General features: G+C 63.1%; 23 protein-coding genes. 8 read left to right on the plus strand and 15 right to left on the minus strand.

Annotated elements, in window-relative coordinates; translation table 11 throughout:
• Window positions 1-9: 9 nt before the first annotated feature.
• From mrdA to P3T17_RS11400, 4 genes are all read right to left on the minus strand, one after another.
• Window positions 10-2,406 (minus strand): penicillin-binding protein 2, encoded by a 2,397-nt coding sequence (gene mrdA, locus P3T17_RS11385; protein ID WP_429406718.1) that lies wholly within the window; start codon window positions 2,404-2,406, stop codon window positions 10-12.
• Window positions 2,407-2,571: 165 nt separating this feature from the next.
• Window positions 2,572-3,084 carry a rod shape-determining protein MreD gene (mreD, locus tag P3T17_RS11390; RefSeq protein ID WP_074263054.1) on the minus strand — a complete coding sequence of 171 codons (513 nt, stop codon included), beginning with the start codon at window positions 3,082-3,084 and terminating at the stop codon, window positions 2,572-2,574.
• The gene (gene mreC / locus P3T17_RS11395; RefSeq protein ID WP_429406725.1) at window positions 3,081-4,295 is read right to left on the minus strand and encodes a rod shape-determining protein MreC; all 1,215 of its coding nucleotides are present in this window, start codon (window positions 4,293-4,295) and stop codon (window positions 3,081-3,083) included. Before mreC ends, mreD begins: the two co-directional genes overlap by 4 nt.
• 151 nt (window positions 4,296-4,446) lie before the next feature.
• Window positions 4,447-5,490 (minus strand): rod shape-determining protein, encoded by a 1,044-nt coding sequence (locus P3T17_RS11400; protein WP_004189550.1) that lies wholly within the window; start codon window positions 5,488-5,490, stop codon window positions 4,447-4,449.
• Between the two features lie 377 nt (window positions 5,491-5,867).
• Here P3T17_RS11400 and gatC point away from each other — a divergent pair, with 377 nt between their 5' ends.
• The 5 genes from gatC to P3T17_RS11425 all read left to right on the plus strand — a co-directional run bounded on the left by gatC (window position 5,868) and on the right by P3T17_RS11425 (window position 11,067).
• Window positions 5,868-6,167, plus strand: a complete 300-nt coding sequence (gene gatC / locus P3T17_RS11405; RefSeq protein WP_074301099.1) for an Asp-tRNA(Asn)/Glu-tRNA(Gln) amidotransferase subunit GatC — start codon at window positions 5,868-5,870, stop codon at window positions 6,165-6,167.
• Between the two features lie 58 nt (window positions 6,168-6,225).
• On the plus strand, window positions 6,226-7,725 hold the full coding sequence (gene gatA / locus P3T17_RS11410) for an Asp-tRNA(Asn)/Glu-tRNA(Gln) amidotransferase subunit GatA (protein ID WP_074263056.1): 1,500 nt from the start codon (window positions 6,226-6,228) through the stop codon (window positions 7,723-7,725).
• Between the two features lie 4 nt (window positions 7,726-7,729).
• Window positions 7,730-9,205 (plus strand): Asp-tRNA(Asn)/Glu-tRNA(Gln) amidotransferase subunit GatB, encoded by a 1,476-nt coding sequence (gatB, locus tag P3T17_RS11415; RefSeq protein WP_429406727.1) that lies wholly within the window; start codon window positions 7,730-7,732, stop codon window positions 9,203-9,205.
• A 143-nt stretch (window positions 9,206-9,348) separates the two neighbouring features.
• Window positions 9,349-10,185 carry a PPK2 family polyphosphate kinase gene (locus P3T17_RS11420; RefSeq protein ID WP_429406728.1) on the plus strand — a complete coding sequence of 279 codons (837 nt, stop codon included), beginning with the start codon at window positions 9,349-9,351 and terminating at the stop codon, window positions 10,183-10,185.
• A 93-nt stretch (window positions 10,186-10,278) separates the two neighbouring features.
• On the plus strand, window positions 10,279-11,067 hold the full coding sequence (locus tag P3T17_RS11425; RefSeq protein ID WP_074263059.1) for an exodeoxyribonuclease III: 789 nt from the start codon (window positions 10,279-10,281) through the stop codon (window positions 11,065-11,067).
• A gap of 28 nt (window positions 11,068-11,095) precedes the next feature.
• Here the strand turns inward: P3T17_RS11425 and P3T17_RS11430 are convergent, their stop codons facing one another.
• The 7 genes from P3T17_RS11430 to argB form a co-directional block, all read right to left on the minus strand.
• Window positions 11,096-12,283: a M48 family metallopeptidase gene (locus P3T17_RS11430; protein ID WP_429407197.1), complete on the minus strand. Its 1,188-nt coding sequence runs from the start codon at window positions 12,281-12,283 to the stop codon at window positions 11,096-11,098.
• Window positions 12,284-12,471: 188 nt separating this feature from the next.
• On the minus strand, window positions 12,472-13,866 hold the full coding sequence (locus P3T17_RS11435; RefSeq protein ID WP_429406730.1) for an AmpG family muropeptide MFS transporter: 1,395 nt from the start codon (window positions 13,864-13,866) through the stop codon (window positions 12,472-12,474).
• Window positions 13,867-13,880: 14 nt separating this feature from the next.
• Window positions 13,881-14,489, minus strand: coding sequence for a methionine biosynthesis protein MetW (metW, locus tag P3T17_RS11440; protein ID WP_429406732.1), 609 nt, complete (start codon window positions 14,487-14,489; stop codon window positions 13,881-13,883).
• Window positions 14,486-15,631 (minus strand): homoserine O-succinyltransferase MetX, encoded by a 1,146-nt coding sequence (gene metX / locus P3T17_RS11445; RefSeq protein ID WP_429406734.1) that lies wholly within the window; start codon window positions 15,629-15,631, stop codon window positions 14,486-14,488. Before metX ends, metW begins: the two co-directional genes overlap by 4 nt.
• Before the next feature lie 335 nt (window positions 15,632-15,966).
• Window positions 15,967-16,656 (minus strand): nucleoid occlusion factor SlmA, encoded by a 690-nt coding sequence (gene slmA, locus P3T17_RS11450; protein ID WP_074263063.1) that lies wholly within the window; start codon window positions 16,654-16,656, stop codon window positions 15,967-15,969.
• Entirely contained in the window at window positions 16,623-17,423 is an 801-nt protein-coding gene (locus tag P3T17_RS11455; RefSeq protein ID WP_429406736.1) for a pyrimidine 5'-nucleotidase, read from the minus strand. Before P3T17_RS11455 ends, slmA begins: the two co-directional genes overlap by 34 nt.
• 246 nt (window positions 17,424-17,669) lie before the next feature.
• Window positions 17,670-18,569: an acetylglutamate kinase gene (argB, locus tag P3T17_RS11460; protein WP_074263065.1), complete on the minus strand. Its 900-nt coding sequence runs from the start codon at window positions 18,567-18,569 to the stop codon at window positions 17,670-17,672.
• A gap of 288 nt (window positions 18,570-18,857) precedes the next feature.
• On the opposite strand from argB, the gene P3T17_RS11465 reads away from it, so the two are divergent.
• Complete coding sequence (locus P3T17_RS11465; RefSeq protein ID WP_074263067.1) at window positions 18,858-19,088, plus strand: cysteine-rich CWC family protein; 231 nt, start codon at window positions 18,858-18,860, stop codon at window positions 19,086-19,088.
• Between the two features lie 25 nt (window positions 19,089-19,113).
• On the opposite strand, the gene P3T17_RS11470 is transcribed toward P3T17_RS11465, so the two are convergent.
• The gene (locus P3T17_RS11470; RefSeq protein WP_429406738.1) at window positions 19,114-20,745 is read right to left on the minus strand and encodes a hypothetical protein; all 1,632 of its coding nucleotides are present in this window, start codon (window positions 20,743-20,745) and stop codon (window positions 19,114-19,116) included.
• A 102-nt stretch (window positions 20,746-20,847) separates the two neighbouring features.
• On the opposite strand from P3T17_RS11470, the gene P3T17_RS11475 reads away from it, so the two are divergent.
• Entirely contained in the window at window positions 20,848-22,158 is a 1,311-nt protein-coding gene (locus tag P3T17_RS11475) for an ATP-binding protein (RefSeq protein ID WP_429406740.1), read from the plus strand.
• Complete coding sequence (locus P3T17_RS11480; RefSeq protein ID WP_074263070.1) at window positions 22,155-22,697, plus strand: response regulator transcription factor; 543 nt, start codon at window positions 22,155-22,157, stop codon at window positions 22,695-22,697. Before P3T17_RS11475 ends, P3T17_RS11480 begins: the two co-directional genes overlap by 4 nt.
• A gap of 195 nt (window positions 22,698-22,892) precedes the next feature.
• Here the strand turns inward: P3T17_RS11480 and hslU are convergent, their stop codons facing one another.
• The 3 genes from hslU to dksA form a co-directional block, all read right to left on the minus strand.
• Window positions 22,893-24,227, minus strand: coding sequence for an ATP-dependent protease ATPase subunit HslU (gene hslU, locus P3T17_RS11485; RefSeq protein ID WP_074263071.1), 1,335 nt, complete (start codon window positions 24,225-24,227; stop codon window positions 22,893-22,895).
• Between the two features lie 9 nt (window positions 24,228-24,236).
• Window positions 24,237-24,773, minus strand: a complete 537-nt coding sequence (gene hslV, locus P3T17_RS11490) for an ATP-dependent protease subunit HslV (protein ID WP_074263072.1) — start codon at window positions 24,771-24,773, stop codon at window positions 24,237-24,239.
• Between the two features lie 439 nt (window positions 24,774-25,212).
• A complete protein-coding gene (gene dksA, locus P3T17_RS11495; RefSeq protein ID WP_074263073.1) occupies window positions 25,213-25,632 on the minus strand; it encodes an RNA polymerase-binding protein DksA in 420 nt (139 codons plus the stop codon).
• Window positions 25,633-25,680: the final 48 nt, after the last annotated feature.

Consider the following 25,680-nt stretch of genomic DNA (forward strand, 5'->3'; position numbering starts at 1 on the left):
CCTTTCTCCTTACTCGTCGATGCCGCCGGAGACCGGCTGGCGGGGTGACGTGGGCTGAATGCTGTCGTCGCGCGACGGCGCGGCGGCGCTCGGCGCCGAATCGCTCGCCGGGCGCGGATGACGCGGACCGGATTTGCGCGGCACGGGCGTTTTCGCGGGTGCCGAGGCGGGGTCATCCAGCATCGTTGTGGCGACGAACGGAGCAGAGGCATCGGCTGCCGTCGCGGCGACCGGTTTGGTGCCTGCCTTGCCTGCTCCCTTCTCTGCAGGTGCTGCGACTACCGGGCCGGCCGGCGCTGCAGGTGTCACGTCCGAGGCGGCCGACGCCGCAGAGGGCGCAGACGCCCCAGCCGCATTCGAAGCGGCGCCGGGTATCGGCAACGGCGTGAAGCCAGCGGCAACCGAAGCCGGTTGCGAGATCTCGACGGAAGTCGGCGCTGCGCCGATGACCGGTGCCGACGCATCCGCCGTTGCCGAAGCCGCCGCGGCGACAGCTGCCGCTTCGGCGCCCGGCTTCTGCCGATCGACGAGGTAATAGTCGAGCACGCGACGCGCGATCGGGCCAGCCACTTCCGCACCCCAGCCGCCGTTTTCGACGATCAGCGCGAGCGCGATCTTCGGATTGTCTGCTGGCGCGAATGCGATAAAGAGCGCGTGGTCACGCAGATTTTCAGGGATTGCGTGGCCCTTGTAGTTGGCGCCCTGCAGCGAATACACCTGGGCCGTACCGGTTTTGCCGGCCGCCTGATAAGGTGCGCCGATGAAAACCTTCGACGCGGTACCGCTGTTCACGACACCGACCATCGCGCGCTTGACGATATCAATATCGTTCTGCGGCACGTCGATGCGGCCATCGTCCTTTGGCACGGTCAGGCGCGTGTCCTTGGTGATCGGGTTTTCGACTTCCTTCACCAGGTGAGGCTTCATCACGACGGCGTTGTTGGCGAGCGTGGCGACCGCATGGGCGAGCTGCAGGATAGTGAACGAGTTGTAGCCCTGACCGATCCCGAGACTGATCGTCTCGCCTTCGTACCAGCGCTGTTGTTCAGGCTTGCGGTAGGCCTTGCGCTTCCATTCGGTGGACGGAAGAATGCCCTTCGCCTCACCGGCAATATCGATACCGGTGAGCTGGCCGAATCCCCACGGTTTCATGAAATTGGCGATCGCATTGACGCCCAGGTCGTGCGCCAGCATGAAGAAATACGTGTCGTTCGACACCACGATGGCGCGGTTCAGGTCGATCCAGCCCTGGCCCGAACGCACGTCGTTGCGGAACGTGTGCCCGCCGAACGTATAGAAGCCCGGATCCTGGAAGCCCCAGCTCGGCGTGCGCTTGTGCAGCGTCAGCGCGGCGAGCGCCATGAACGGCTTATAGGTCGAGCCCGGCGGATAGGTGCCGTGCAGCGGACGGTTCAGCAGCGGGTGATCGGGCGAGTTGTTCAGCTCGTCCCAGGTCTGCTGGTCGATGCCGTCTACAAAGGAATTCGGATCGAAGCTCGGCGCGGAAACGAACGCGAGTACGTCGCCGGTCGACGGCTCGATTGCCACCAGCGCCCCGCGCTTGCCCGCAAACGCCTGCTCGGCGACCTGCTGCAGGCCGATATCGAGCGATAGCACGAGGTTGTTGCCCGGCGTCGCCTGAGTGCGCGACAAGGTGCGCACGGGGCGGCCACCCGCTGTCACTTCGACTTCCTCGAAACCGGTCTGCCCATGCAGTTCAGTCTCATAGCTCTGCTCCACACCGATCTTGCCGATGTAGTCCGTGCCCTTGTAGTTGTTCGCGTCGAGGCGCGGATCGTAGTGATCCGGATCCTTGTCGTTCTCGTCGCTGGCTTCGTCGATGCGGTCCTGATCGCGCTGCGAAATGCGCCCGATATACCCAATCACGTGCGCCGCCGTCGGCCCAAGCGGGTACTGACGGAACAGACGCGCGCGCACTTCGACGCCGGGGAAGCGGAAGCGCTGCGCGGTGAAGCGTGCGACTTCGTCGTCGGTGAGGCGGGTGCGGATCGGCAGGCTCTCGAAGTTCTTCGAATCTTCCTGCAGCTTCTTGAAGTTGCGCCGGTCGCGGGCGTCGATGGTAATGACGGTCGCGAGATTGTCGATGACGTTGTCGAGCGTGTCGTTGAGCTTCGACGGCGTGATTTCCAGCGTGTAGGCAGAGTAGTTCTTCGCCAGCACGACGCCGTTACGATCCGTGATGATGCCGCGATTGGGCACGATTGGCGCAACCGAGATGCGGTTCTCGTCCGCTTGCAGTGAGTACTTGCTGTAGTGCCAGACCTGCAGGAACAGGAAGCGGAAAACAATCAGCCCGAAGCAGACGAACACGAACAGTCCCGCCGCCGCGACTCGCAGGCGGAACTTCGAGAGCTGTTGTTGAGTGTCCTTGAATTCGGCTGCCATGCTTTCGATCAAAAGGCCGCGAAACGGCCGTCAGGTAAGAGTGTCCGGCCGGCGCTCGTGGCCGGCAGGAAAGTGCTGTGCGGGTCGAGCGAACTCCGCGAACCATCGCCTGGCGTCTGCAACATCGTTAGCGTGTTCAAGGAGGGGCTCGATGCGCGCGTTGCGCTAAATGGGACGGGTGTCGTCCGGATCGGCCGGACGGCGCTGCGGCATTAGCAGCAGCACACTCGCAACGGGCCACAAGGCAGCTTCGACGAACCCGTCGATCAGGTAGCCCCAGCCCGGAAAAGCCGCGCCCATCAGTAGACGGATGACGAACGGCACAAGTTGCGCGATGACCAATAAAGGCATCACTGCGAAGGTCTGCACGCCCATTGGCATCCACAATACACGCCGGTGAATCGTGATGGCGCCGTACGACAGCAGCGTATACGCCAACGCATGCTCGCCGAGCAGGCTGGCGTTGTGCACGTCCATCAGGATGCCGAGCAGGAAGGCGATGCCCATGCCGACCTTGCGCGGTTGATGCACATTCCAGAACAGCAGCACCAGCGCGACGAAGTCAGGCACGCCGATCAGGCGTCCCCACGGCATCAGGTTCAGCAGGAAAGCGGCTGCCAGGCTGAAGGAGATGAAGTACGGGTTGACCGGTTGCAGGATGTACTGAGGGCGGTTCATTCGTCGATCCCCCTCGTGGCCGGTTTCGTGGCGCCTGCGGCCGGCTTTCCGTCGGCCGGCGACCCGGCGGCGGCCGATCCCGAGGCCGACCGTCCGGTAGCGGCCCGGATAGCGGCCAGACGTTCAGCCGCCGCTTTCTTTTCTCTGGCCTGCTTCGCGTCGGCACCCTTCTTCTCCGCTTCTGCCAGAGCGGGTTTTGCCGCCGAAGCAGGCTTTGCCGCCGAGGCCGGCTTTGCAGCAGCCGCTGCCGCGGAGGCCGGAGCGGCAGCCTTAGCGTTCTTGTCCGCGGGTTTCTCCGCGGACTTCGCGCCCCTCTTCGCCTTTGCTTCTTTCGCTGCGCTGGCCGCATCAGGTTCGTCAGCCGGACGAGGCGGCACCGTGTTCACATAATGCAGCACCAGCAACTGGCGCGCACCGCGCACCGGCGCAACCGGCAGGCAGACCACGTGGGCGAAGGCGGTGTCGGCCAGCTTGTCGACCCGTACGACCTTGGCGACCGGCAGCCCCGGCGGATAGGTGCCGTCGAGGCCGCTCGTCACCAGTTCGTCGCCAGTCTGCAGATCCGCGCTGATCGGCACGAAGCGCAGATCGAGCGTATCGCCCTTCGGTGTGCCGTAGATCACGCTGCGCAGGCCCGTGCGCACGACTTGCACCGGCACCGCCTGGTCCTTGTCGGTGAGAAGCGTGACCTCCGCCTGCAGCGGAAACACGCGCGTGACCTGGCCAATTACGCCGTCCTCATTGACGACCGGCGAACCGTTCTGGATGCCTTGCTGCGAGCCACGTCCAATGATGACCTTCTGCGTGAACGGGTCGCGCGTGTCGTACTGGATTTCGGCCGGAATCGACTGGGTCGTCATGCGCTGCGAGAGTTGCAGCAGCGAGCGCAGATGCTCGTTCTCGGCGGCCAATGCCGATGCCGTATTGGCCTGCAGCGAGAGTTGCAGGTTCTTCTTGCGCAGCTCGTCGTTCTGACCGCGCAGCGTCGCGCTGGTCACCGCCAGATCCGCCGCGCCCATGAAGATGTCGCGCGGCACGAGCGCGGCACGTTGCAACGGATAGAGACCCGCGCCCAACATGCCGCGGACGATCTCGAGCGTCCTGAAGCGCGCATCTGAGATCAGCAGGACGAACGCAAGCAGCACGAAGAAAATCAGCCGTGCGAGTGCGGAGGGGCCTTGCTTGAACAGAGGCGGCGGACTGTATTCCATGGTCGGCGCCGGGGGCGTGAGCGGTTGGGTATGACTGCGGCGCGAAAGCGCGCGTCAGTGCGCGGTGGCTGGATGAACCAGCTTAGGACAGGCCAACCCCAAGAAGGCTAGCCGTCCGATTCGCGCTGCTGACATGGAGCCAGGCTCCCGCTTACTCGTACGAGAAGATGCTGCCGAGCTTGTCCATGCGCTCGAGGGCCATGCCCGAGCCACGTACGACGCAAGTCAGCGGGTCTTCGGCGACGAGCACCGGCAAGCCGGTTTCTTCCGCCAGCAGACGATCCAGGTCGCGCAGCAGTGCGCCGCCGCCCGTCAACATCATGCCGCGTTCGGCGATGTCGGCGCCGAGTTCCGGCGGCGTCTGTTCGAGCGCGATCTTCACCGACGACACGATCTGGTTCAGCGGATCGGTGAGGGCTTCGAGGATTTCGTTGCTGGAGATCGTAAAGCTGCGCGGGATACCTTCCGACAGGTTGCGGCCCTTCACTTCCATTTCCTTGACTTCCGAGCCCGGGAATGCGGAGCCGATTTCCTTCTTGATCGCTTCAGCGGTTTGCTCGCCGATCAGCATGCCGTAGTTGCGGCGGATGTAGTTGACGATGGCTTCGTCGAACTTGTCGCCACCGACACGCACCGAACCCTTGTAGACGATGCCGCCAAGCGAGATCACGCCGACTTCCGTCGTGCCGCCGCCGATGTCGACCACCATCGAGCCCGTGGCTTCCGAAACCGGCAGACCGGCGCCAATGGCAGCAGCCATCGGCTCTTCGATCAGATAAACCTGCGAGGCGCCGGCGCCGTGAGCCGCTTCCTTGATGGCGCGGCGTTCCACCTGGGTGGAACCGCACGGCACGCAGATGATGATGCGCGGCGACGGCGAGAACATACGCGATTCGTGGGCCGTCTTGATGAACTGCTTGATCATCTGCTCGGTGACGGTGAAGTCGGCGATCACGCCGTCTTTCATCGGGCGGATCGCCTCGATGTTGCCCGGCACCTTGCCAAGCATCTGCTTGGCTTCCTTGCCGACCGCCTGAATGGTTTTCTTGCCGTTGGGACCGCCTTCCTGGCGGATAGACACAACTGACGGTTCGTCGAGAACGATACCTTTGCCACGCATGTAGATGAGCGTGTTGGCAGTGCCAAGGTCAATCGCCAGATCGTTAGAGAAGTAGCTGCGCAAAAAACCGAACATTCAAAATCCTGTCTCGCTTGGGGCCTGGCCTCGCAACATTGCGTAGGGCGGCAGCGGAAAAAATAACAGCTTCAACCGGGCGGATACTGCGCCACAGAGACTTGAAGCTGCGAGGGAATCTACCGGAGGTACGAACAAGACCGCATCTATCTCCGAATCATTTTTGTGGGAAATGACCAGAAAGGTCCTGGTAAGTCGGTCCGGGTTTGGGTCGAACGCGTAATGATACCTTATAATTTTGCTTGATTTAAAGGAAACGGTTGGCACTTTTTGCCACCGCTGGCCCCTTTTTCGAGGGCCTCCTCCAGTGTCGTAACCCGCTGTTACAGCTTTGTTTTTCCGCGCTGTGACAGTTCGCTACATTTTCCGGTGACCGCATGGCTCTGACCCTGACCGATGTTAAGCGCATCGCGCATCTTGCGCGCCTCGAACTGGCCGACGCCGAAGCTGAGCACACGCTTGCCCAGCTCAACGACTTTTTTGGCCTTGTCGAGCAGATGCAGGCCGTCGACACCAAGGGCATCGAACCGCTCGCCCATCCGATCGAGCAGATCGAAGATGTTGCACTGCGTCTGCGCGAAGACGCAGTGACAGAAATCGTCCAGCGCGACGAATTTCAGCGTCCTGCGCCTGCTGTGCAGGACGGGCTGTACCTGGTGCCGAAGGTGATTGAATAAAAACACGGGCGCGGCGCGCGGCGGTTGCTGCGCTGCCATACCCTTGAGGAAAAACGCAATGCATGAAAAAAGCTTGACCGAACTGCGTGCCGCCCTCGCTGCGAAGGAATGCTCCGCGGTCGAACTGGCGCAGCTTTATCTGAAGCGGATCGACGCAGCGAAGAGCCTGAACGCCTTCGTTCAGGTCGACGCCGATCTCACCCTCGAGCAGGCCAAAGCCGCCGACGCGCTGCTGCACACCGGCCACGCCGGTCCGCTGGTTGGCCTGCCGATCGCCCACAAGGACGTGTTCGTGACGCGCGGCTGGCGCTCCACCGCCGGCTCGAAGATGCTCGCCAATTACGCCAGCCCGTTCGACGCGACCGTGGTCGACCGTCTGAAGCGCGCCGGCATGGTGTGCGTCGGCAAGACCAATATGGATGAGTTCGCGATGGGCTCGTCCAATGAGAATTCGTATTTCGGCCCGGTGCAGAACCCGTGGGATACGAAGGCAGTGCCCGGCGGTTCGTCGGGTGGCTCGGCGGCTGCCGTGGCCGCGCGTCTCGCGCCGGCAGCTACCGGCACGGATACGGGCGGCTCGATCCGTCAGCCGGCGTCGTTCTCCGGCATCACCGGCATCAAGCCGACCTACGGCCGCGTGTCGCGCTACGGCATGATCGCGTTCGCGTCGTCGCTGGATCAGGGTGGTCCGATGGCGCGCAGCGCCACGGACTGCGCGCTGCTGCTCAACGCCATGCACGGTTTCGACGAGCGCGACTCGACCAGCCTCGTGCGCGACGACGAAGACTACACGCGCTATCTCGGCCAGAGCTGGTCGGCCGATGCTGCGGGCAATGCCGCGGGCAAGCCGCTCGCCGGTTTGCGCATCGGCCTGCCGAAGGAGTACTTCGGCGCGGGCCTCGCCGACGACGTGCGCGCCGCGATCGATGCCGCGCTGAAGCAATACGAAGCGCTTGGCGCCACGCTGGTCGAGGTGACGCTGCCGAAAACCGAGCTGTCGATCCCCGTGTACTACGTGATCGCCCCGGCCGAAGCATCGTCGAACCTGTCGCGTTTCGACGGTGTGCGCTACGGTCACCGCGCCGCGGAGTACCGCGATCTGCTCGACATGTACAAGAAGTCGCGCGCCGAAGGCTTCGGCCCGGAAGTAAAGCGCCGCATTCTGGTGGGCGCCTACGTGCTGTCGCACGGCTACTACGACGCGTACTACCTGCAGGCGCAGAAAATTCGCCGCATCATCGCAAACGACTTCCAGGAAGCGTTCAAGCAATGCGACGTGATCATGGGGCCGGTGGCGCCGTCGGTCGCGTGGGATCTCGGTGCCAAGGGCGACGATCCGGTGCAGATGTATCTGGCCGATATCTACACGCTGTCGGTGAGCCTCGCGGGTCTGCCCGGCATGAGCGTGCCGTGCGGCTTCGGCGCGGGCGCCAATGCGCAACGTCCGGTAGGTCTGCAGATCATCGGCAACTATTTCAACGAAGCCCGCATGCTGCAGGTTGCGGATGCGTTCCAGCGCGCGACCGACTGGCATCGCCAGGCACCGGCAGGAGTGTGAACACATGACCAAACAATGGGAAGTCGTGATCGGTCTCGAGACGCACACGCAACTGTCGACCGTCTCGAAGATTTTCTCGGGCGCCGCCACCCAGTTCGGCGCGGAACCCAACACGCAGGCTTGCCCCGTCGACCTCGCGTTGCCGGGCACGCTGCCGGTGATGAACCGCGGTGCCGTGCAGCGGGCGATTGAACTTGGCCTCGCTATCGGCGCGAAAATCGCGCCGCGCAGCATCTTCGCGCGCAAGAACTACTTCTACCCCGATCTGCCAAAGGGCTATCAGATCAGCCAGTACGAGATTCCTGTGGTGCAAGGCGGCCAGGTCACGATTCAGGTGCCTGCGAACGAGAAAGCCGGCAAGGAAGCGTACGAGAAGACCATCAACCTGACGCGCGCTCACCTCGAAGAAGATGCCGGCAAGTCGCTGCATGAAGACTTCGAAGGCATGACCGGAATCGATCTGAACCGCGCCGGCACGCCGCTGCTCGAAATCGTCACCGAGCCGGAAATGCGTAGCGCGGACGAAGCGGTCGCCTATGCGAAAACCTTGCATACGCTCGTTACCTGGCTTGGTATCTGCGACGGCAACATGCAGGAAGGTTCGTTCCGCTGCGATGCGAACGTGTCGGTGCGACCGGTCGGGCAAAAGGAATTCGGCACGCGTGCCGAGATCAAGAACCTGAACTCGTTCCGCTTCCTCGAAGAAGCGATCCAGTACGAAGTGCGCCGTCAGATCGAACTGATCGAAGACGGCGGCACAGTGGTGCAGGAAACGCGTCTCTACGATTCGGACAAACGTGAAACGCGTTCGATGCGCAGCAAGGAAGATGCGCACGATTACCGCTATTTCCCAGATCCGGATTTGATGCCTTTGGTCATTGATGCGGCGTGGGTGGAGCGCGTGAAGGCCGAGATGCCGGAACTGCCGGTGGCGATCCAGCAGCGCATCGTCGAACAGTACGGTTTGACGCCGTATGACGCGGGTGTGCTGACCTCGAGCAAGGCGATGGCTGCGTATTACGAAGCAGTCGTGGCGAAAGTGGGCCCGGCGCAAGCGAAGGTCGCAGCCAACTGGATGATGGGCGAAGTGTCGTCGTTGTTGAACCGCGAAGGTCTCGACATCGCCGACAGCCCGGTCTCGTCAGCGCAACTCGCTTTGCTGCTGCAGCGCATTGCCGACGGCACGATCTCGAACAAGATCGCGAAGGAAATTTTCATCGCGATCTGGGACGAGAAGGCCACCGACGAAGCCGCTGCCGATCGCATCATCGAAGCAAAGGGTCTCAAGCAGATCTCCGACACCGGCGAGTTGGAAGCGATCATCGATGAGGTGCTCGCGGCCAATCAGAAATCGGTCGAGGAATTCCGCGCCGGCAAGGAAAAGGCGTTCAATGCGCTGATCGGCCAGGCGATGAAGGCCACCAAGGGCAAAGCGAATCCGCAGCAGGTCAACGAACTGCTGAAGAAAAAGCTGTCCTGAGCGATGGGATGCACATGCCGGAGCGCGCGTCGTCGGATCGGTGCGCGGCTTCGGTCATAACGGGCTGTTGCCGGACGAGAGTGGGGCAGCGGCCCGTTTCCTTTTGCTGGCGCCGCGTTTGAACGCGCCTCTGGAGACAATGCATGGCGAAGAAGCCGGAACTCGACGATTTCCGCGTGCCGTACTTCGACGACAAGAAGATTGCGAAATTCGCGCTCACCGATTTCGATCCGGGCGCGAAGCCGTTTTCAACCGGGTCGAAAGACGGTGACCGCGACCGCCTTGCAGAAATCGGCGCGAAGCTCGATGCGTTGCAGGAGCGCCTGCATGCACAGCGCCTGCAGCGCGTGCTGCTGGTGCTGCAGGGCATGGACACGAGCGGCAAGGACGGCACAGTTCGCGGGGTGTTTCGCGACGTCGATCCGCTCGGCTTGCGCATCGTGCCGTTCAAGGCGCCGACGCCTGACGAACTGGCGCACGATTTCCTCTGGCGCGTGCACTCGCAGGCGCCCGCAGCCGGCGAACTGACCGTCTTCAATCGCAGTCAGTACGAAGATGTGCTCGTGCCGGTCGTGCTGGGTCAACTGAACAAGGCGGCCTGCGAAAAGCGCTACAGCCACATCCGCGATTTCGAGGCGCTGTTGGCCGACAACGGCACGACCATCATCAAATGCATGCTGCACATCTCGAAGGACGAGCAGCGTTCGCGTTTGCAGGCGCGCATCGACGATCCCACCAAGCACTGGAAATTCGACGTCTCGGATCTGGAAGCGCGCAAGCAGTGGGACCAGTATCAGACGGCGTATCACGATGCCCTCTCGGCCACCTCGACGCCTTACGCGCCGTGGTACATCATCCCCGCCGATTCGAAGACGCATCGCAACGTGATGGTCGCGGAATTGCTGCTGCGCACCCTCGAAGGATTGAAGCTCGAGTACCCGCCCGCGAAGGAATCGCTCAAGGGCGTGAAAGTGGAATGAGAGCCGCGCAGGCTTCGGCCTCCCGCTCTGCCTGACCAGCAAGATAAACAGGCTAAGCAAGCCTCGACAACGAATCGACAATAAAGGAACGACATGTTGCGTGTGATTACCGCCAACCTGAACGGCATCCGTTCTGCGGCGAAGAAGGGCTTTTTCGAATGGTTCGGTGAGCAGAAAGCGGACGTGCTGTGCGTGCAGGAAATCAAGTGCTCGCAGGACGACATGACCCCCGAGTTTCTCGCCCCGCACAACTTCACCGGCTACTTTCAGCATGCGGTGAAGAAGGGCTACAGCGGCGCCGGTGTGTACACGCGTCACGAGCCGGATGAAGTGGTGATCGGCTTTGGCAGTGAGGAGTTCGATCCCGAAGGACGCTATGTTGAACTGCGCTTCGGCAAACTCTCCGTTGTCTCGGTGTATGTGCCATCGGGGTCGAGCGGCGAGGATCGTCAGCAGGCCAAGTTCCGCTTCATGGACGAGTTCATGCCGCACCTCGCGGAACTGGGTAAGGAGCGCGAAGTGATCGTGTGCGGCGACGTGAACATCGTCCACAAGGAAATCGACATCAAGAACTGGAAGAGCAACCAGAAGAACTCAGGTTGCCTGCCGGAAGAACGCGAGTGGCTGACAAAGCTGTTCGATGAAGTGGGTTACGTCGACGTGTTTCGCACGCTCGATCAGCGGCCAGAGCAGTACACGTGGTGGAGCAATCGCGGTCAGGCGTATGCGAAGAACGTGGGGTGGCGGATCGATTATCAGATCGCCACGGCGGGCATTGCCGCGAAGGCGAAGCGAACGGACGTGTTCCGCGACATCAAGTTTAGCGATCACGCGCCGCTGACGGTCGACTACGACCACAAGCTGACGAAGCCGAAGAAGTAAGCGCGTTTCTGGCTTAGGTCGCGAACGTTCAGTCGCCGCGAACCGGCACGCGGCGCGGACGGCCGATGCCCGCATAGTCGGGCAGTTCATCGACCGTCTTGCCGATCGCTTTTGCGTAGAGCGGCAGCATGTCCGGCAGGCGCTTCATGAGATCCGCGCGGCGTGCAGGCGAGTACGGGTGCACGTAGATATAGCCCTGATTGCGACTGCTGTGCGTCGCCACGGCCAGCTTGTCCCACAGCGTGATCGCGGCGCGCGGATCGTAACCGGCGCGTGAGGCGATGTCGCTGCCGATCACGTCGGCTTCGGTTTCATCGGTGGGCGTGTATTTCATCTCGACCAGTTGCGAGCCGATGCCCAGCACCGGGGCGCCCAGATCGGCCAGCCCGAATAGCTGCGGAATCGTACCGGACGAATCGAGCTGCGCCGCCTGCTGCTCGCCCAGGCGCTCCCGCGCATGCTCGCGCAGGGCGTGCGCGATTTCGTGGCCCAGCAGCATGCCGAGTTCGTTATCGTTCAGGCGTGCGCGATCGAGGATGCCGCTGTAGATCACGATCTTGCCGCCCGGCAGACAGTACATGCGGATGTCGGGCGAGCGCACTATCGCGATCTGCCACTTCCAGTTCTTTGCCCGGTCATTCCACTTCAACGAATAGGGAATCAGCTTGTCGAGAATGGTCTGCACGCGGATCACACGCGGGTCGGTGTCCGGGTAGAGGCGATCGGCGTGCTGTGCGCCGTAGACGATCTGCTGGAACTCGTCAGCGGCCTGGGCTTCCAGTTGCGGCGACGGAATCAGGTTGCGGAACACCGCGTAGCTGCCGAAGCGCAGTTGCTGCGGCGGTGGGGTGTAGGGCGGCGGCCGGTTGTCGGTGGTAGCGGCGCTGGCGGGGTGCGCTGGTTGCTTCGCGGTTGCCGGGGGCGTAGGCGAGGCGGCTGATGCGGACGCGGGTGCTGAAGACGTCGCCGACGCCGACGACGTAGCCGAGGGCGCGTGCGCGGCACTGGCTGCGCTGCTGGTGCCCGGGCTGGGGTTGCTGGCGCCTTCTGCGGGAGTGGCAGCGGTCGAAGCCGGGCCCTCTGGAGCCGGTGCGCTCGACGCCGATCTGGTGGCGGGTGCGCTGGCCGGCGCGGCGGCACTGCTGGCCGCCACGGCAGGCGTTGCAACCGCGTAGGCGCTCCACGACGTTGCAAGCATGCCGCCTGTGCAGAACAGCACAAGCGCCGCGCGTGCCGCGCGCACGACCAGCGGCGCGTCCTTTGCAGGTAACGTAGGCCGAGCAGGTAACGCATGTGGCACATGTGGCACATGTGGCACATGTGGCGCACGCACGTCAGGCAATGCACGACGTACGATGGCCGCAATCGCTCCCGAGGCGGCCGCTTGCCTTGACGCGAACCCGCTCACGACCTCAGCCTCCAGGGCGCGATACGCAGCAACAGCAGCATGCCCGGCAGCGCCAGTGCGGTGCAGGCAAGGAAGTAGTCGAACCAGCCTATCTGTGCAACCACATACCCGCTCGCCGCCGACGCCAGCGTGCGCGGCACCGACGCGAGACTGGTAAAGAGTGCGAACTGGGTAGCGGTGTAACGCGGATCTGTCGTACTGGCGATGTAAGCCGTAAATGCCGCCATGGTCAAACCAGTGGCAAACGTCTCGAGACCGTAGACGAGCGCCAGCGCAACCGAGCGCGGATCGAGCTGCACGGCCCAATCCACACCAAACACGGACAGCAGCTTCGTCACACCCTGGCTCGTGAAGACAGCGAAATCGTAGATGGCCGTAAGTCCAGGCGACGCCGGCCCAAGATGCGCGAGCCATGCGAAGCCAAGCGTCGACACCATCTGCAGAACGCCGAACACCCACAGCCCGCGGCCGATGCCAATGCGCATCATCCAGATCCCGCCGACGATCCCACCCGCAAGGCTCGCACCGAACGCGGTGGTCTTGGCGATCACGCCAATCTGCGTGCGCGAGTAGCCGATATCCAGAAAGAACGAGGTCGACAGATTGGTCGCCATCGTATCGCCGAGCTTGTACAGAAAGATAAAGCCGAGCACGAACAGCGCCCCGCGCCAGCCGTCGCGCAGGATGAATTCGCGAAACGGCTCGATGATCGCTTCACGCAGGTTCTTCGGCGGCGCACCGTGCACTTCCGGCTCGCGCACGACGAGCGTCATGATCATGCCCGGCACCATGAATGCGGCCGTGACAATGAACACAGTAGTCCATGGCAAATGGTCGGACAGGATCAATGCGAGCGAGCCCGGCACCAGCGCGGCAATCTTGTAAGCGTTGACGTGAACCGCGTTGCCGAGACCCTGCTCGGTATCGGTGAGCAACTCGCGCCGGTAGGCATCAATGGAGATATCCTGGCTCGCGCCGAAAAGCGCCACCAGTGCGGTGAGCGCGGCGACCGTCCAGATCGAATCGCGCGGCGACACGAAGCCGAGCGTGGCGATCGCGCCGGCCACCAGAATCTGCGTGACCAGCATCCAGCCGCGCCGCCTGCCCGGCCGCCAGCCGGGCAGGCGCGGCACGTAACGGTCCATCAGCGGTGCCCAGACAAATTTCCATGTGTAGGGAAACTGGATCAGCGCAAACAGGCCGATTTCCTTCAGATTGACGCCTTCGGAGCGCAACCACGCCTGCACCAGATAGACGAGCGTGAACAGCGGCAATCCCGACGTAAAGCCGAGAAAGACGCAGATCAGCATGTGCGTGTTGAGAAACGCGCGCCAGCCGGTGTGTTCGACGTGAGCGGTAAGTGCGGGCGCCTCGTGCGGCGGGTTCGACATTTGGGTGAGTGACGTTAGCTTTTCTTGACGCGATAGACCGCAAGACTACCACGCCAGTTCGCCCCCCACCGCACCACCTGGCCGCCGTGCAGCACGACCCGGTCGAGTATTTCGATACCGACCTCGGGCGCCAGCGCCTCGAAATCCTTGATCGTCAGCACCCGCACGTTCGGGGTGTTGTGCCACTGGAAAGGCAGCGATTTCGATACCGGCATGCGTCCGCGCAACACCGAAATGCGGTGTGCCCAGTAGCCGAAATTCGGGAACGATACGATGCATTCCTTGCCGACCCGCACCGTCTCGCGCAGGATCGCAGCGGTCTGATGGATGGTCTGCAGCGTCTGCGACAGGATCGCGAAGTCGAAACTGCCGTCTTCGAAGAGCCGCAGACCGTCTTCCAGATTCTGCTGGATCACGTTGACGCCGTTCTGGGTGGCGGCGAGCACGCCGGCGTCGTTGATCTCGATGCCGTAACCGGAGACTTCGAGCTCCTCGGTGAGCGTCGACAGCAGCGAGCCGTCGCCGCAACCCAGATCGAGCACCGTCGCGCGCGGTTCAACCCACCGGGCGATGGCGCGGAAGTCGGGGCGCAGCGCAAGATAATCGAGAGCGCGCTGGTTCATGCGTTCACCTCGTTGGCAATACGTTCGTAATAGGCGCGCATCAGGTTGTGATAGCGGGCGTCGTCGAGCAGGAATGCGTCGTGGCCGTGCGGCGCGTCGATTTCTGCGTACGTCACCGTGCGTTTGTGATCGAGCAGTGCCTTCACCAGTTCGCGCGAGCGCGCCGGCGCGAAACGCCAGTCGGTCGTGAAACTGGCGATCAGGTATTTCGCCGTCGTATGCGCAACGGCCTTGGTCAGATCGCCCTCGAAGGCCTTGGCCGGATCGAAGTAGTCGAGCGCGCGCGTGATCAACAGATAGGTGTTGGCGTCGAAGTAGTCGGCGAATTTGTCGCCCTGATAGCGCAGATACGACTCCACTTCGAATTCGACGTCGAAATTGAAGTTGTACGCGTCGAGGGCACCCTCCGCCCGTCGCAGCGAGCGGCCGAATTTCTCGGCCATGTCATCGTCCGACAGATAGGTGATATGACCGATCATGCGCGCCACGCGTAGTCCGCGCTTCGGCTTAACGTTGTGCGCGTAGTAGTTGCCGCCGTGGAAGTCGGGGTCCGAGAGGATCGCGGAACGCGCCACTTCGTTGAACGCAATGTTCTGCGCGGAGAGCTTCGGCGTGGACGCCACCACAATGCAATGGCCCACGCGCTCCGGATACATCATGCTCCACGCGAGCGCCTGCATGCCGCCGAGGCTGCCGCCCATCACCGCTGCGAAACGCTCGATGCCGAAGCTGTCGGCGACGCGCGTCTGCGCATTCACCCAGTCTTCCACGGTCACCACAGGAAAGCTCGCGCCGTACGGCTCACCGGTCGCCGGGTTGAGGCTCATCGGGCCGGTCGAGCCGAAGCACGAGCCGAGATTGTTCACGCCGATTACGAAGAACCGGTTCGTGTCGAGCGGCTTGCCCGGACCGACCATGTTGTCCCACCAGCCGACGTTTTTCGGGTCATCCGCATAGACGCCCGCCACGTGGTGCGAAGCGTTGAGCGCGTGGCAGACGAGCACGGCATTACTGCGCGCGGCGTTGAGCGTGCCGTAGGTTTCCACCATCAGGTCGAAACCGGCTAACGAGCGGCCGTTCTGCATGAGCAGCGGCTCGGAGAAATGCATTTTCTGGGGAGCGACGATACCGATTGAATCCATTCATTCCGCCTTCAACAGGGCGGCTAAATGGGTGTCGGCAAGGCACGGAGAAGGACAATGTGCGCGGCTGACGACCTCTTTAGCCGCATTTATAGTGAACCGCCGGATGGAATTCCAGCAGGTTCGCGCGCCCGCAATCGAGTCAGCAAATCGGCGCGTCAGTCAAAGCAATTAGCGCAAAGTATAGCGGAAAATTCCGCGCGGCAGCGGCGCCGATGCCGCGCGGGCGTCGCCCGGCGCGAGTTGCGTCTGGATGCGTGAACCATGGCGGAAGCACCAAAACCAGATCGCGGCGAGCGGCAGTCTTGATCCGCAACGCCCGCGATTCCAGCGGACTACTGAAGAATCAATCTCAACTGGGCGTCGGCCTGCTCAGCCGGATTGCGTGCGAAGCCGCCTCGCACATACCGGTGCCAGCGTCCGACGATGTAGCTAAGCAGCAGGTTGGCCCGCACGGCTGGATCGTAGTCCTCCGGCAGCGGCACGGCGGTGCCCTGGGCGGAGGCGTTACCGTTGGCCTGCGAGTTGGCGTCCATCAGGCCGAGCCGCAGGCATTGCTTGAGCGAGGCCTCGACGCGTTCGAGCAACTGGTTGACGCGCTCGGTCAGCCGTTCGTGCTCGCCCACCAGCGCTTCGCATGTCAGCACGCGCGTCATCCCAGGATTCTTCGCGGAAAAGTTGAGCAGCATCAACGCGATCGTACGGGCCTGCAGCACGCCATTGGGCTCTTTCGTCGCGATCTGGTTGATGAGTCCGAAGATCGACTGTTCGATGAATTCGATCAGTGCTTCGAACATTTGCGCCTTGCTGGCGAAATGCCGGTACAACGCGGCTTCCGAGACGCCCAGCCGCGCGGCCAGCGCCGCCGTGGTGATCTTTTCGTTCTTCGGCGCCTCCAGCATGGTGGCAAGCGTCTGCAGGATATGCACGCGGCGCTCGCCCGGTTTCAGGCGGGCCGCGCGGGTACTGCCCGTGGCTGGCGGGTCTTCGGTTACGGCCTCGTCATGCTTGTGATCCGGTTGCATGTCTGTCGTTCCTTCAGGCGCACTGAGCGGGTGCCCAATCTCAGCGATTTTAACGAACGAATCCGGCGGTCGACATAGTGCGGTCGGCCAGTACCGGGCAGCAGGCCTGGTACGCCGTCCGCGCGCACCTTGTTGGGCAGGTGGCCGACGATCCACACAGTGCGGATCCCCAGCCGGCGATAGTTCTTCAGATGCGAGCGCGTGTCTTCGACGAGGATGGCGTCGGCGAGCGGCACGTGGGCGTCGCGCATCGCCCGGCGCAGCATGCTCGCGTCAGGCTTGGCGCGCCAGCCGCGACGATCGCGCATGTGCTCGATGGCGATCACGCGCTCGAACAGCCGCTCTATCCGCAGCTCGGCCAGCACCGCATGCGCGTAGGCTTCCGGGGCATTGGTCAGCACGATCTTGCGGCCCGGCAAGGCGGCAACGAGACGCGCCAGGCCGCGTTCGCTGCGCACCATCGAAGGCAGATCGGCGAACGTATGCACGACCTTCAGAAAATCGTGCACGTCGACCGGATGGTGGCGGGCGAGGCCCAGCAGTGTCGCGCCGTAACGGTCTGTGTAGAGCCTGCGCAGGCGGTCGGCTTCGTCGCGTTCCACTTGCAGCGAATCAATGATGTACTGCGTCATGCCCCGGTTGATCTCTGGAAAGATGGCATGCGATGCGTGGTGCAGCGTGTTGTCGAGATCGAACAGCCATACCGGGCTGCCGCCTGCGATGTGAGGCCGGCGGCGTTTAGCGTGTCTGGACGGGAAGGTGCGCATGGTGAGGGAAAACCGGACCGGGCTCTTGCCGGCGCCGTATGAAATGAACGAGCGGGTGCCTGCGGTCCATCATGCGTGCGCCGGGAGAAAAAGGGAAGGGTGGCGTGCCACGGCGGACGATTGGCCGGGCGCTTGATGCTGAAACTGATGCGGAGGACGACGCGGAAACTGCCGCAGCAAGGCGAAGGGAAACGGCAGGTGAAATATGCAGCGCATCGACGGGACGCGCTGCATATCCAGACATGCTCAGTGCGAGCGGATCATCGTACCGAACGGCTGCTCGGTCAGGATTTCGAGCAGCACCGAGTGTTCGATACGGCCGTCGATGATGTGCACCGAGCGCACGCCGCTCTTTGCTGCGTCGAGCGCGGAGGAGATCTTCGGCAGCATGCCGCCGGAGATCGTGCCGTCTTCGAACAGCGAATCGATTTCGCGTGCCGACAGATCGGTGAGCAGATTGCCTTCCTTGTCCATCACGCCGGGGATGTTGGTCATCATGACGAGCTTCTCGGCGTTCAGCACCACCGCCAGTTTGCCCGCAACCAGATCCGCGTTGATGTTGTACGACAGGCCGTCTTCGCCGAAGCCGATCGGCGAGATCACCGGGATGAACGCGTCGTCCTGCAGCGCTTTCACGACCGCCGGATTGATGGCCTCGACTTCGCCGACCTGGCCGATGTCGACATACTGGCCGGGATTGTCGCGATCCGGCATCAGCATCTTGCGCGCATGGATCAGGCCGCCGTCTTTGCCGGTCAGGCCCACAGCCTGGCCGCCGAAGTGATTGATCAGCGTGACGATGTCCTGCTGGACTTCGCCGCCGAGCACCCATTCGACGACTTCCATCGTCTCTTCGTCAGTGACGCGCATGCCCTGGATGAAGGTGCCCTGCTTGCCGATCTTCTTGAGCGCCTGATCGATCTGCGGGCCGCCGCCGTGCACGATGACCGGGTTGATACCGACCAGTTTCAGCAGAATGACGTCGCGCGCGAAGCCTTGCTTGAGGCGCTCCTCGGTCATCGCGTTGCCGCCGTATTTGATCACCACGGTCTTGCCGTGATACTGCTTGATGTAAGGCAGCGCCTCGGCCAGGATTTCAGCCTTCAGGGTGGGGGCGATCTGCGAGAGGTCGGGAATTTCGGACATGGCGGCAGGGCTCGGCACGGATCAGTTGAAACACGGCGAATTGTACAGGACTGGCGCGCTGCAACAGGGTTTTCCATACGTCTTCTGGCGGCCGGCCCCGCCGGGGTTTCGCAGTGCGCAATCGACGTTGCGCGCACGCCACTCATGCGCCGTTTTCGACGCCGTTTGCGAGGGTAATTCCGTCGAAATCCCGCTTTGTGGACGCAACCTCGAGGCAGGGGCCTTCAGGTGGCTTGCCGGACGTGGCATCATTTCCTGACCGGATGTCCGGTACTTCATTGGGTCGCCATGAAACAGCCCGCTTCCCAGGTCCATGCGCAGAGTGCCCGTTGCCCACGCTGCCGCAGCGTGTTCGATTGTGCAATGCACGGCCAGCCGTTCGACTGCTGGTGCAAATCGATGCCGGCGTTGCCCGCCGAACGGCTCGATCCGGGCAGCCGGTGTTTATGTCCGGAGTGCCTCGCGGCGGATATTGCCCGCGTGCAGGCCGCCGGCGTTCGGGGTGGCGAAGAAGTGTGAGGGGCGCGGCGCGCCCGCTGCGTCGTTACCGCTGGCCGGCTAGCGTGCCGAGGTCCCGCGCTACTTCTTCCAGCACCGGATCCCAGTCGGCGAACTGCCGTTGCCGGTACAGCGTGGCGGTTGGATACCACGGGTTATCGCGCCGTTCGAGCAGCCACGTCCAGTGTGGATTGGTGTCGAGCAGCACCCACGTGCGCTGCCCGATTGCCCCGCTCAGATGCGCGACCGACGTGCACACCGTAATCACCAGATCGAGCGCGCTGACGAAGGCCGCGGTGTCGTCGAAACTTTTCAGCTCGGCGGTGTAGTCGGCCATGGGCAGCCCGGCTGACTGCGCGGCGGCAACATCTGCTGTGGCGCCATGCTGCAACGAATAGAACGCGACGCCGTCGATACCGGCAAAGGCCGACGCGTAGCGCTGCCAGCCCACCGCCCGGAACGGATTGCGCTGATGGTTGAGGCTGCCGGTCCACGCCAGTCCGACCTTAAGCCGCTTTTCTCCGGCGAGCCGCTGGCGCCAGGTTGCGCTGGCTGCGGCGTCCGCTTGCAGATACGGGACCGCGTTGGGAAGGGTATCGCCGAGCGTGCCGAGCACGAGCGGTACGCTCATCAACGGTATCTCATAGTCGAATGCGGGCAGTGTCTCGATGCCACCACCCGCCGAGTACCCGTCCACGTGGCTACCCAGGCTCCGTACCAGCAGCGCTCCCATCTGCGGGAACGAATTCCACACGACGCGGCCGCCTTGCGCATGCACATGCGCCGCCAGCAGCGGGATGAACCTGCAGCATTGCAGCAGATCGCCCATGCCCTGTTCGCCCCACACCAGCAGTGTCTTGCCCATAAGCGGCTCGCCCTGCCACTGCGGCGCCGGCATCGCCGGACGGTTGCCGTCAAGTTCCTTCGAACCTTGCCAGCGCGCTTCGTGAGCGGGCCAGCCCTGCGCGTAGTTGCCATGCACCAGATGCAGCAACGCCAGATTCGAACGCATCGCCGGGTCGCCGGGCGCGAGTTCGCAGGCGGCCTGCGCGAAACGAACGGCGTCGTCCCAGCGTTGCGCTTCCTTGAGTGCCAGCGCATAGTTGTTCAGCGCCAACGAGTTGTGGGGCGCCAGTTCGACCGCGCGAGCGCCTGCTTGCAGCGCGCGTGGCAGATCCATCGCGAAGCGGCTCGACTGGGTGAGATTGATCCAGGCGTTGCTGTCGAGCGGGTCGGCTGCGACCGCACTTTCCAGCAACGTGACCTGTTCGGTCACATCGCCGCCGGTGAGCGCGATTGCGCCCGCCAGATTCGTGCGCAGTTGGGGAAAGTCCGGTTCGAGAGTGAGGGCGCGGCGGTACGGCACAAGCGCCTCGGCGTGGCGGTCGGCGAGCTGCAGCGCGTAGCCTAAGCGGAAGCTGGCAGCGGCATCGTCGGGACGCAGTTGCGCAATAATGGCGGCGAATGCGATGGCGTCGTCGTGGCGGTTTTGTTCCAGCAGCGCGCCAGTGATGTTTGCAAGCGTGTCGTGTTCGACGGGCTGCAGCAGTGTGGCGGCTTCAAGCCAGATGGCCTGGGCTTCGGCCTCGCCGTTTTGCTGCGCCGCCGCGGCGCGCTGAAGGAAAATCAGGAAGGCGACCCACGCAGGGTGGCCGGGGGCGGAAATCGTAAGCGGCATGAGTCTGTTCCAGGCGAGAGCGCGATTGCGATCAAACGCTCAATGGTAATGTCCACGCTCAACACAGTGTGTCGGACAACTCCCAACAGGTAAACTGGCGTTATGCATCGTATAACCATTACCGGCCGGGTCAACCTGGGACATCTGTTCTGGCTGCGCAGTCTTGCGATCATCGGCCAACTGGTGACCATTGCTGTCGTGCAGATCTTCGTGGGCGTGCATCTGCCTCTGCCGGCCATGCTGCTTGTGGTCAGCCTCGAAGTGGCCTTCAACGCGCTGACCTGGTGGCGCGTCTCGCGTCAGCGGCCCGAATCCAATCTCGAACTGTTCGGCCAGCTATGGGTCGATCTCGGTTCATTGTCCGCGTTGCTCTTTCTGTCGGGCGGCACGACCAATCCGTTCGTCTCGCTTTACCTGCCCTCGCTCGCGATCGCGGCGGCGGTGTTGCCATGGCATCTGATGCTGTGGCTCGCGGCATTTGCGGTGGCTTGCTACGCCGTGCTCGGTTTCGATTCGGTGCCGCTGAATCTCGACAATCCCGCCAATCTGTTCGACTACTACCGGGCGGGCATGTGGGTGAACTTCACGGTGAGCGTGGGCCTGATTGCATGGTTCGTCGCACGCATGTCGCGCGCACTGCGGCAACGTGACGCGGCACTCGGCGACGCCCAGCAGCGCCTCTTGCGGGACGAACGCGCGGTGGCCCTCGGCGTGCAGGCGGCGACCGTCGCGCATGAGATCGGCACACCGCTATCGACCATCGCGATGCTCTCCGAGGAACTGCGCGACGCGGCGCGTACCGACAAGGGCCTCGCCCCTTACACCGCTGATCTGGACCTGCTCGAACAGCAGATGACACTGTGTACCTCGGCGCTTGCGCGGCTGCGCTCGCGCGCCTCGGCGCCGGCGAGCCGGCAACCCGTTGGCGAGTGGCTCGAGTCGTTCGCGCAGCAGTGGCGTCTGCGCCATCCGCACGTCAAGTTCGAGCAACTTGGCACGCCGCCCGCCGAACTGAACCTTGACGATACGGTCGCGGTCAGCCAGATTCTCACGATCCTGCTGGACAATGCGGCGCGCGCCAGCAGCGATCACGTGACGCTGACCGCGACGCTGTCGCTGCCGGGCGATCGTATCCAGTTTGAAGTTTGCGACGCAGGGCCCGGCATACCGGCATCGTTGCGCGGCTCGCTTGGCACGATGCCCGTCGACAGCACCCAGGGTGGTCACGGCGTGGGGCTGTATCTGGCGTTTTCGGCGGCGGCCCGGCTCGGCGGATCGATCGAGCTGACCGACGCCCGCGAGGCCAGGCCGCGCGGCACCCGCGCGGTGTTGCGCTTGCCGGTGGCGGGTCGACAATCTTCCGGCGCGGGCCGCACAGGCACCGTGCCATCCAATACGGAGAAACAGGCATGAGCGACATGAATTTTCTGGTGATCGACGACGACGAAGTGTTCTCCGGCATCCTCGCGCGCGGTCTGACGCGGCGCGGCTACACGGTGGCCGAAGCGCACAACGCGGACGAGGCGATCAAGCTCGCGAACCAGCAGAAGTTCGGACAGATCACGGTGGATTTGCACCTGGGCCACGATTCGGGCCTGACACTGGTAGCGCCGTTGCGCGAATTGCAACCGGACGCGCGGATGCTGGTGCTGACCGGTTACGCGAGCATTGCGACGGCCGTGCAGGCGGTGAAGGACGGTGCCGACAACTATCTGGCCAAGCCTGCCAACGTGGAGACGATTCTCTCGGCACTGCAAACCGAAGCAAGCGCGCTGCAGGCGGACGCGGCGATCGAGCATCCCACGCCGCTTTCGGTGGCACGCCTCGAATGGGAACATATTCAGCGCGTGCTGGCGGAGAACGGCGGCAATATCTCCGCGACGGCGCGGGCGTTGAACATGCACCGGCGGACGTTGCAACGCAAGCTGGCGAAGCGGCCGGTGAAGCAGTAAGAGCGAGCGCGCCGGCGGACGCTGCGCGCCACGGTCGATGTGTCGCCGGGAGGCGGTTGAGCTTCAATAAAAGACGGGCGGTCTCTTGCGAGGCCGCCCGTTTTTCTTGCTGCTTGCGTCTTGTTTCAGCGGTTTCAACCGTTTCGACGGCGTCAGCGGCGGACTGCACCGCTGACGGCGAACCGCGTGCCGTTGTTAAAGCACATATCGCGACAAATCTTCGTCGTCCGCGACTTCGTTCAGCGCGCGGTCCACGTATGCCGCATCGATCCTGACGTCCGTGCCGGCATGGTTACCGGCAGCAAACGACACCTCTTCGAGCAGCTTTTCGATCACCGTGTAAAGCCGGCGCGCGCCGATATTCTCGGTCTTCTCGTTCACCGAAAAGGCGATTTCCGCGAGGCGGCGAATACCGTCGTCGGCGAAGTCGAGGCGCACGTCTTCGGTCGCGAGCAGTGCCTGGTATTGCTTCACGAGGCTCGCGTCCGTCGACACCAGAATCGATTCGAAGTCATTCACCGACAGCGAATCCAGTTCGACGCGAATCGGAAAACGGCCCTGCAGTTCCGGGATCAGATCGCTCGGCTTCGCGAGATGGAACGCACCGCTCGCGATGAACAGGATGTGATCGGTCTTCACCATGCCGTACTTGGTGTTGATCGTCGTGCCTTCGACGAGCGGCAGCAGATCGCGCTGCACGCCCTGACGCGATACTTCAGCGCCGCCCGCTTCGCTGCGCGAGGCGATCTTGTCGATCTCGTCGAGAAAGACAATGCCGTTCTGCTCGACGTTCTGCACGGCCTTGGTTTTCACTTCCTCGTCGTTGAGCATCTTGGACGCTTCTTCATCCGTCAGCACCTTCAACGCTTCCTTCACCTTCAGCTTGCGGCGCGTCTTCTTGCCGCCACCGAGATTGGCGAACATCGAACGGATCTGCTCGGTCATGTCCTCCATGCCCGGCGGCCCCATGATGTCCATGCCCGCCTGCGGCAGTTCGACGTCAAGCTCGATTTCCTTGTCGTCCAACTGGCCTTCGCGCAGACGCTTGCGGAACGTCTGACGGGTGGTGCTACCTTCGTCCGTGGTATCGCTGGCGCCGAACCCAACCGGCCGCGCGCTCGGCAAAAGAATGTCGAGAATGCGGTCTTCCGCCTGATCTCCAGCCTTGGTGCGCACCTTGCGCATTTCGGTTTCGCGGGTCTGTTTGACCGAGATTTCGATCAGGTCGCGCACGATGCTGTCCACATCGCGGCCCACGTAGCCCACTTCGGTGAACTTGGTGGCCTCGATCTTGATGAACGGGGCGTCGGCCAGCTTGGCCAGACGCCGGGCGATTTCCGTCTTGCCGACGCCTGTCGGTCCGATCATCAGAATGTTCTTCGGCGTGATTTCCTGGCGCAGTGGGTCGCCCACCTGCTGACGGCGCCAGCGGTTGCGCAGCGCCACCGCGACCGCTTTCTTGGCGCGGCCTTGGCCGATGATGTGCTTGTCGAGTTCCGAGACGATCTCGGCAGGGGTCATGGTGCTCATCGTGTGTCCTTACTCGATCGTCTCGATAACGCGGTTGTGATTCGTGTAGATGCACATGTCGCCGGCAATCTGCAGGGACTTTTCGACGATCTCGCGCGGCGACAACTCGGTGTTATCCGCTAGCGCCTTGGCCGCCGCCTGCGCGTAGGAGCCGCCCGAGCCGATCGCGCAGATGCCGCCTTCCGGATCGAGGACGTCGCCGTTGCCGGTGATGACAAGGGTGGTGTGCGCGTCGGCGGCGATCAGCATGGCTTCGAGCCGGCGCAGCATGCGGTCGGTGCGCCAGTCTTTCGCCAGCTCGACGGCCGAGCGGGTCAGATTGCCCTGATGTTTTTCGAGCTTGGCTTCGAAGCGGTCGAGTAGCGAAAAGGCATCGGCGGTGCCGCCGGCGAAACCGACCAGCACCTGGCCGTTATAGATGCGCCGGACTTTTTTGGCACCGCCCTTCATGACGATATTGCCTAGTGTGACCTGGCCGTCGCCGCCGAGGGCGACCTTGTCGCCGCGACGCACGGAGACGATCGTCGTGCCGTGAAATTGCTCCATATGCATTCCTTTTGCAAAACGGGTAGGACGCGGAGGCGCTTGTGCGCCAGCGTGCCGATGCGTTGGGCGGCGAACCGCAGCGTATAGCCGCCAGAAAGCGGCCCGCGCGTGCTCGTGCAACGCATGTCCGGTTTATTTTAGGGCTTGCGCCGTCATATCAAGAGCCAGCCGGATGGCTAAGGGCGGAAATACGCCGGAAAAAAGCGGCAGAGATGGGGTACGGCGCGGAGATCGGACGGCCGGGCAGAAAAGTGACGGGCCTCGCAGCGAGGCTGGGGCACAGAGCGGTAAAAGCTTCCGGCAGCCGGACGACAGGCGGATCAAGGCATGGCGCGGCTGGCTCAAGGCTCGGCCCACGCAAAGAAAAAGGCGCACAGTTCACCGTGCGCCTCTCAACGAAGCAGCGTATCAGGGCGCGCGGTAGCCGCGCCGCAGACGTTCAGTCGCCGAACAGCTTCTGGCGCAGTTCGCGGCGTTCCTGCGCTTCGAGCGACAGGGTTGCCGTGGGCCGGGCCAGCATACGCGGAATGCCAATCGGCTCGCCGGTTTCTTCGCACCAGCCGTACTCGCCCGATTCGATGCGCGCGATCGATTGCTGCACCTTCTTCAGCAGCTTGCGTTCGCGGTCGCGCGTGCGCAGTTCCAGCGCATGCTCTTCCTCGATCGTTGCGCGGTCGGCCGGGTCCGGCACGATCACGGTTTCGCGCAGGTTTTCGGTCGTCTGGCCAGCATTGCGGAGAATGTCCGCCTGCAGCTGTTCGAGCTTGTTCTTGAAGAAAGCGAGCTGATCCTCATTCATGTAATCCTTGTCGCTCATCTTCAGGATTTCGGCTTCGGTCAAGAGTCGTTTCGTCGTCATCTGGCTTGCTTCTTCAATGTGAGGCAAAACTCGTACATGTTGCCCGCA

The sequence above is a fragment of the Paraburkholderia sp. GAS82 genome (assembly GCF_050436285.1).
In the GTDB taxonomy this organism is placed as follows: Bacteria; Pseudomonadota; Gammaproteobacteria; order Burkholderiales; family Burkholderiaceae; genus Paraburkholderia; species Paraburkholderia phenazinium_B.